The organism is Nocardiopsis sp. TNDT3, assembly GCF_003427465.1.
GTDB classification, from domain to species: domain Bacteria; phylum Actinomycetota; class Actinomycetes; order Streptosporangiales; family Streptosporangiaceae; genus Nocardiopsis; species Nocardiopsis dassonvillei.
Map to the genome: position 1 here is coordinate 1 of NZ_QPFC01000077.1, position 7667 is coordinate 7667.

General features: G+C 73.8%; 6 protein-coding genes. 5 read left to right on the plus strand and 1 reads right to left on the minus strand.

Annotated elements, in window-relative coordinates:
- Window positions 1-639 precede the first annotated feature (639 nt).
- Both DQW06_RS02265 and DQW06_RS02270 read left to right on the plus strand, forming a co-directional pair.
- Window positions 640-2670: a SpoIIE family protein phosphatase gene (locus tag DQW06_RS02265; protein WP_117197875.1), complete on the plus strand. Its 2031-nt coding sequence runs from the start codon at window positions 640-642 to the stop codon at window positions 2668-2670.
- Window positions 2671-2700: 30 nt separating this feature from the next.
- On the plus strand, window positions 2701-4044 hold the full coding sequence (locus DQW06_RS02270; RefSeq protein ID WP_019610761.1) for a replication-associated recombination protein A: 1344 nt from the start codon (window positions 2701-2703) through the stop codon (window positions 4042-4044).
- A 102-nt stretch (window positions 4045-4146) separates the two neighbouring features.
- Here the strand turns inward: DQW06_RS02270 and DQW06_RS02275 are convergent, their stop codons facing one another.
- Complete coding sequence (locus DQW06_RS02275) at window positions 4147-5739, minus strand: serine/threonine-protein kinase (protein ID WP_013154103.1); 1593 nt, start codon at window positions 5737-5739, stop codon at window positions 4147-4149.
- Window positions 5740-6116: 377 nt separating this feature from the next.
- On the opposite strand from DQW06_RS02275, the gene DQW06_RS02280 reads away from it, so the two are divergent.
- Genes DQW06_RS02280 through DQW06_RS02290 form a run of 3 tightly spaced genes read left to right on the plus strand, consistent with a single transcriptional unit; the run spans window position 6117 to window position 7439 of the window.
- Window positions 6117-6509 (plus strand): DUF948 domain-containing protein, encoded by a 393-nt coding sequence (locus DQW06_RS02280; RefSeq protein WP_013154102.1) that lies wholly within the window; start codon window positions 6117-6119, stop codon window positions 6507-6509.
- Window positions 6506-6784, plus strand: a complete 279-nt coding sequence (locus DQW06_RS02285; protein ID WP_071622447.1) for a hypothetical protein — start codon at window positions 6506-6508, stop codon at window positions 6782-6784. Before DQW06_RS02280 ends, DQW06_RS02285 begins: the two co-directional genes overlap by 4 nt.
- A 55-nt stretch (window positions 6785-6839) precedes the next feature.
- The gene (locus DQW06_RS02290; RefSeq protein WP_071622446.1) at window positions 6840-7439 is read left to right on the plus strand and encodes a proline-rich domain-containing protein; all 600 of its coding nucleotides are present in this window, start codon (window positions 6840-6842) and stop codon (window positions 7437-7439) included.
- Window positions 7440-7667 lie beyond the last annotated feature (228 nt).

Here is a 7667-nt window from a genome sequence, read left to right on the forward strand (position 1 = left end):
CCCCCCCCCGACGCGTGTACCGGCGAGGGGCCGCCGACCCCCCGGGCCCGCGCCCCCGGACGCTCCGGGACCGAAGAATTTCGCGGCTCCCGTGAGGTGCCCGAATTCATCCCATTTTGAACCTGTCTCATTCGGTCACTCGGCGAAAACGGGCAGTTATCGGGCGTCATGGAGGGGCGTGCGCGTGGCCGGACACGGCCTCAGTGCCCCGGTACGGATGCGCGGACAGCCGTCATCCCCTACCGTTGAGGGCGAATCACCCCTTCCGAGCCGCGATGAGAACGTGTTGTGGAGTGGACACGTATCTCACGGGGACACCCCCGGTCACGGGCGGAAGTGGTGGCGGAGTGCATTCTGCGCTGTTGAGTCACACGGGCATAACGATTTCCATCCTGTGGTCGCTCGGGTGCGACCCCGGGTGCGGAATCGACCGCCCTCCCGTCGCGCCGATGGAGCACGCGGGTCCGCGTCCAGCCAGGTCACACGGACGCCGGACGACGCGTGCGTCGGCCCTGCCCCTGTTCCGGCACCAGATCCGGCCCAGCCCCGGACACTAGAATGAGCCGGTCGGAACGTTTCAAGGGTGACCGCGCCTGCGCGCGGGTGTGACGTCCGAGACGACATGAGGATGAGTCATACGTGAACGGAAAACGCGCTTCAGGCGATGGTTCCGAGAGCGCTCTCGCGGAGGCGTTCTCCCACGCCCCCGAGCCCATGGTGCTCACCCTGGCCGACGGCGCGATCGTGCACGCCAACCTGGCCTTCACCGAACTCTTCGGCCGCGACGCCTCCGACCTCGACGGAGGGGCCTGGTTCGACCTCCTCGACGGTGACGACGCCCAGCGCGGCGCCCGCGCCCACCACGAGGCACTCGCCGGGAACCGGGGTCGCCGGTCCCGCCTGCGCCTGAAGGTCGCCGACAAGGCCGCCCACCTGGTGGAGGCCGAGCTGCGCCCCCTGCCCGGGGACGGCCCGGAGGACGCCCGCGCGGTCGTCCTGCTGCACCTGCTCTCCACCGAGGAGGCCGACCTGCGCGTGATCGGCGAGCTGCGCACCGACAACTCCGACTCCGTGCTGTGGAGCCTGGACCCGGCCAGCGGACGCCTGCGCGAGATGTTCGGCCCCACCCCGCTCGGCGCGCTGCTGGCCGGGAACGACCGCGAACTCGAACGCATCCTGGAGCGCGTCCACCCCGACGACATCGCCCGCGTGCGCGACGCCATCTCCGCCTCCTTCGCCGGGCGCGACTACGAACAGCGCTTCCGCGTCTTCGACCGCCTCGGCGACGAGCGCTCCCTGCACGTGCGCGCCCGCTACGTGCCAGGCGATCCCGACCGCCTCGTGGGCATCGTCGACGACGTCACCGAGCACGTCCAGCTCGTACGCCGCCTCGCCGACCGCCGCCGCACCGAGGCCGAGCACGGCCGCCTGGTCACCGAACTGTCCTCCAAACTCGTCTCGGCCACCACCGTCGACAAGGTCATGGACCTGCTCAGCGAGGAGTTCCTGCCCATCTTCGGCGGAGTCCAGGCCGTCGCCCTCTACGTCGAGAACGGACTGCTGCGCAGCTCGCCCAGCGCACACGCCAAGAGCGCCACCAGCAACATCGAGCGCATAGACGGCCGCCGCGCCGACGACACCGACTTCCCCATGGGCGCGGTCATCCAGGACCGCCAGCCCCGCTTCTTCGAGAGCCGCGCCGAGATCATCAGCCGCTTCCCCGCCGCCGTCGAACTCATGCGCCAGGTGCGCGGCCAGGCCTGGGCCACCGTGCCCATCTTCGGCGACGGCAAGGTCGCCCTGGGCGTGTGGCAGATGGTCTGGGACCGCCCCCACCACGCCAGCCGCGACGAGCGGGCCCTCATGCTCACCTTCGCCGGACTCGCCGGGCAGGCCCTCCAACGGATCAAGGCGCAGCAGGCCGAGCTGGAGCTGGCCGACGCGCTCCAGCGCCGCATGCTGCCCCGCCAGGTGGCCAGCTTCCCGGACATGGACATCGCCACCAAGTACCTGCCCTCCCGCGCGGACTGGCGCATCTGCGGCGACTTCTACGACGTCATCGAACTCCCCGAGAACAAGGTCGGCCTCCTGGTCGGCGACGTCCAGGGGCACGGCGTCGAGGCGGCGGCCGCCATGGGCCAGATCCGCGTGGCCTTCCGCGCCTACGCCACCAACCAGTCCGACCCCGGCGTCGTCCTGGGCGAGACCAACCGCCTGCTCACCGAGACCGGCGAGATCGTCTTCGCCACCTGCGGCTACCTCGTCGTGGACCGCGAGAGCGGCGTCATGCAGGCGGCCTGGGCCGGACAGCCGCCGGTCGTCCTGGCCACCCGGAGCGGCTACGAGCTCTGGGAGCCCGAGACCGGCCCGCCGCTGGGCGTGCTCTCCGACCCCGAGTACGCCGTCACCACCCGCATGCTCCCGCCCGGCACCGCCCTGCTGCTGTGCTCCGACGGACTCGTGGAGAGCTCCGAGGTGCCCATGGGCGAGGGGCTGGCCCGGGTCGGCGCGGCGCTCTCCGAGCACCACGAGGACCCCGAGGCCGCCGCGCACGTCATCGCCGAGATGGCCCCGGCCGGGCGCGGCGACGACATCGCCCTGCTCATCACCCGCATGATCCCCTCCACCGAGCCGGCGCGGGACCGCGCCGCCGTGGCGACCGCGACCTGACCGGTGCCCTCGGCCGCCTACCCTGGACAGGTGTCCGACACGCTCTTCGACGACGCCGGCGCGGAGGCCGCCAGGGGCCAGGAACCGCTCGCCGTGCGCATGCGCCCCCGCACCCTCGACGAGGTCGTGGGCCAGCGCCACCTGCTCGGCGAGGGCAGCCCGCTGCGCCGCCTGGTCGAGGACGACGCGCCCATGTCCGTGTTCCTGTGGGGCCCGCCCGGCACCGGCAAGACCACCCTGGCCACCGTGGTCAGCCGCGTCACCAAGCGCCGCTTCGTGGAGCTGTCCGCCGTCAACGCCGGGGTCAAGGACGTGCGCGCCGTCATCGACGACGCCCGGCGCCGCATGGGCATGCACGGCACCCGCACCCTGCTCTTCGTGGACGAGGTCCACCGCTTCAACAAGACCCAGCAGGACGCGCTGCTGCCCGCCGTGGAGAACCGCTGGGTCAGCTTCATCGGCGCCACCACCGAGAACCCCTTCTTCTCCGTGGTCAGCCCCCTGCTGTCGCGTTCGCTGCTGCTGTCCCTGGAGTCGCTGGAGGACGCCGACGTCCGCGCCCTGGTGGACCGGGCGCTGGCCGACGAGCGCGGGCTGGACGGGCGCTACACGCTCTCCGACGAGGGCGCTGACCACCTCGTACGCCTCGCGGGCGGCGACGGCCGCCGCTCCCTGACCTACCTGGAGGCCGCCGCGCTCGTCGCCGGCGCCCCCGGCGCGGAGCCGGTCACCATCACGGCCGAACACGTCGAACGCGCCGTGGACCGGCACGCCGTGCGCTACGACCGCTCCGGCGACCAGCACTACGACGTCGTCAGCGCCTTCATCAAGAGCATGCGCGGCTCGGACCCCGACGCCGCCCTGCACTACCTCGCCCGCATGATCGAGGCGGGGGAGGACCCCCGCTTCATCGCCCGACGCGTGGTCGTGCACGCCAGCGAGGACGTCGGCATGGCCGACCCCACCGCCCTGCAGACCGCCGTGGCCGCCGCCCAGGCCGTGGAGCTCATCGGCATGCCCGAGGCCCGCATCAACCTCGCCCAGGCCGTCATCCACATCAGCCTGGCCCCCAAGTCCAACGCGGTCGTCTCCGCCATCGACGCCGCCGCGGCCGACGTGCGCGCGGGCCTGGCCGGGCCCGTCCCCGCCCACCTGCGCGACGGCCACTACCGGGGCGCCGCCGAACTCGGCCACGGCAAGGGCTACCGCTACGCCCACGACTTCCCCGGCGGCGTCGCCCCCCAGAGGCACGCCCCCGACGGCCTCGCCGACCGCGAGTACTACCGGCCCACCCAGCACGGCGCCGAACGGCGCTTCGGCGAGGTCCTCCAGCGCATCAAGGAGGTCCTGCGGGGCGGCGGGCAGCGCGGCTGAGCGCCGGGGCAGCGGCCCGCGGTACCGGCGCGCGTGCGGCGGCCCGACGCCGTCCGCCCCGAGGGGGAGGAGACCCGGGTACGGGAGCCCCTGCCGCGACGGTCAGTCGGTGAACAGCTCCGTGACCCGCACGATCTCGCGGGGCCCCTCGCCCCCCTCCCCGGCGGGTTCGGCGAAGGTCACCTCCACGATGACCACCGGGCCCCACGACAGGTAGTCGACGAAGTCGCTCCCGGTCAGCTCCCAGGTGCCGCGGCCCTCCTCGTCGATGAACAGGTGCTCGGGCGCGGCGCAGAACTTGGCGCAGAGCACCTCGGCGTCGGGGGCGATGACGGCCTCGCCGGGCTCCCCGGCCACGTCCCACTGCTCGGCCCAGGCCGCGTGGCTGGGGATGCCCCGGCCCCGGACCGGCTCGTCCTCGCGGTCGACGGGGGTGTACACCCACGGCCCCGTCTCGGGGGACTCCTGCTCGGCGGGGTCGAACCGCACCACCAGGGTCAGCGGGTCCTCCTCGGCGACGGGGCTCGGCGACGCGGACCCCTCCCCGGCGGCGCCCGCGACCAGGGCGTCCCCCTGCTCGGGGGCGAGCAGCCGCGAGACGCCCCACACGCCGCCGCCGACCAGCGCCAGCGCGAGCACCGCGCTCGCGGCCAGGAACACGGCCCGTGCGGGGCGCCGGTTGGACATGCGCCCCTCCAGCCGGATGACCTCGGGCACCCGCGCGGGCGGCTCCACGGCGTGCCACTCGCGCTCCAGGATGCGCGCCAGCTCGTCGCGGTCCGGTGCGGCGGCCGCGCCCCCGGCAGGGGAGCCCGCAGCGCCCCCGCCGCCCTCCGAGGCGTTCTGCGCCTGCCACACCGCGATGACCGCGCCGATCACCTCGCGCAGGCTGGGGCGGCCGTCCGGGTCGGGGTCCAGCGAGCGCCCGACCACCGGTTGCAGCCCCTTGGCCAGACCGGTCAGGTCGAAGGAGCCCTGCGCGGCGCGCTCGGCGATCTCCTCGGGCTCCCCGGGGCCGAAGGGCAGGCGCCCGGTCCCGGCGAAGGCGACCACGGCGCCCCAGGCGAACACGTCGGCGGCGGGCGTGGCCGCCCCGCCGCGGAAGCGCTCGGGACTCAGCCAGGTCGCCCCCGCCCCGCGCATGCGCTCGGGGGAGGCCACGACCGCGCACTCCATGATGTGCGGGCCGCGCGACTCCAGCAGGATCTCGCCGGGGCGCAGCGACCCGTGCGCCACGCCGCGCGCGTGCAGCGCGGACAGCCCCTCGGCCAGGCCGGTGGCCAGCGCGATCAGCTTTCCGGTGCCCAGCCCGCCGCGCTTGGTGACGAAGTGGGACAGCCGCTCGCCCGCCATGTAGGGCATGGACAGCCACGGGGGGTTGGCGTCGCTGTCGAAGGCCAGGGGGACGACCACGCGCGCGGAGTCGACGTTGGACAGGGCCCGCAGCCTCCGCTCCAGCGCGGGGTAGGCGTCAGCGGACTCCAGTTCGGCGGATGTGAGGACCTTCACTGCCACCAGACGGTCGTCCGCGCTCGCGGAGGCGGTGTCCACGGCCGCGTAGACGGTGCCGCTGCCCCCCTGCCCCAGCCGTCCGAGGACGAGGTAGGGACCGATCCGTGAGGGGTCGTCCGGATAGAGGGGGGCCAGGTCCGGCGGTACCAGTACGGAGATCTCTCGGGGAGAACGAGGGCTCATGAGCGTCCTGTCGATGCTTCTGGGGCCGAGGGGCGGCTGAGTGTCCGCACATCGTAGTCAGCTTTTCGGAAGGACCGGGCTTGCGGTCGATTGTCCCCCAGGGCGGGTGGAGCGTCGATCCCCGTGGCCCGGATCGGTCGTCCCGCAGGGGGTGCGGACGCGCCGTGGCGTCCTCGCCCACCCGAAGGCGGGACGCGATAGGGTCGGCCGAAACCGGCCCGTCCCGCGCGGACCACAGGGGAGGATCCGCCGGGCCCGGGAACGCCCGTTCGCGGCGCCCGGTCCGGCGCGGTCACCGGCGTCCCCCGGTCCCGGCGCGTGCGCGAGGGGCCGCCGCACACCCTCGAAGTCACCCTCTATCTGTCCACGGAGCCCGCATGCTTACCGGAGGAGAGGTCGCCGCGCTCGTCGCCGCGGTGGTCTGGGCGGTGCTGGCCACGTTCATGTGCGTGGCGCTCGTCAAGCTCATCAAGCTCATCAACGAGGCGACCAAGGTCGTGTCGGAACTGGGGGACCGCACCCCGCCCCTGCTGGACGACGTCGCGTCCACGGTGGAGCGCACCAACACCTCGCTGGAACGGGTCGAGGAGATCACCGCCAACGTGCAGGCCAGTTCCGAGGACGTCTCCACGATGACCGCGCTGACCCGCTCGGTGCTCACCGGGCCGCTGGTGAAGGCGGCCTCGCTGTCCTACGGGGTGCGCCGCGTCCTCGGCCAGCGCAGGGCCCTGGCGGTCGTGCGCACCCGCAGGAGGAAGGCGAACCGGTGATCGGCAGACTGCTCTACCTCGCCGCGGGGGCCGCCATCGGCGGCTACGCGGTCCACCGCGTCCACCGCGCCCGGCGGGCCCTCACCCCGGGCGGTATCGCCGAGCGCGTGGAGGGCCAGGTCAGCGAGTACCGCGGCGCTCTGCGCGAACTCAACGAGGACCTCGCCGACGCCGTGCGCGAGCAGGAGGAGGAACTCCTGCGCCTGTACGCCCCCCGGAAGGGGCGCCGGTCCCTGTCGGAGGCCGACGACCGCGGGCTGCCCGGGTCCGGTTAGCCGTCCCCTACAGTGGTCCACGAGACACGCGATCCCCCTCGCCTTGGAGCCGCCCGTGCACCCGCAGCAGCCTCCGAACGGTCCCTACCAGGGCGGTTACCCGCAACAGCCCCCGAACCACCCCTACCAGGGCGGTTACCCGCAGCAGCCCGCGCCCTACGGCGGCCACCCCCCGCTGGGCCCGTTTCCCTCGGGCCCGGTCAGGATGCCCGGCGCGGCCGTCGCCGTGCGGGTGCTGATGTTCATCGGCGGCGCCTGCGGCCTGCTGCTCGGCGGGCTGCTGTGGCTGGCCGCCGCGATGGCCTCCGGTGACGGCCGGTTCAGCGAGGAATTCCTGCAGGGCGTGCAGGAGGGAGCGGGCTTTCCCGTCTCCTCCACCGAGGCGGGGCTGCTCTTCGCGCTCGTCGGCGCCGTCCCGTTCGTCTACGGGGTCCTGTCCACCCTCCTCGCCGTGCTGATGGGCCGCCGCAGCGCGGGCGTCCTGTGGTCGGTCGTGGTCTTCCAGGGGCTGGCGGCGCTCTCCCTGGTGTTCAACGCGGTCACCGGCGCCGTGGGATCGGTCGTCCCGCTGGCCTTCGCCGTCCTCATGATCGTGCTCATGCTGCTGGAGGCCACGCGCGCCTACTACACCCGGCCCGCCTCCGCCGCCTACTGAGGCGGGCCGGCCCGTCCGGGTCACAGGGGGACCGCGAGGGATCGCGGTCCCCCTCGCCGTGCGCGGCACCGGTTCACGCGTCCTGCCGGGGGCTCCTCGCGGGGTCCGGCCTCCGGACGGTCCCGGGTTACGGAAAAGCCGAAACGCGAACCCCTCCTCCCTCCGTCTCCCGCGGCGGCCCGGCGCTCTCCCGCGGCCACGGCCAGCCCCGGCGGCGGGTCCGCCGCG

Coding starts and splice junctions, on each gene's coding strand:
- DQW06_RS02275 (WP_013154103.1), bottom strand. CDS start 5,739: ATGAGCCCTCGTTCTCCCCGAGAGATCTCCGTACTGGTACCGCCGGAC.
- DQW06_RS02280 (WP_013154102.1), top strand. CDS start 6,117: ATGCTTACCGGAGGAGAGGTCGCCGCGCTCGTCGCCGCGGTGGTCTGG.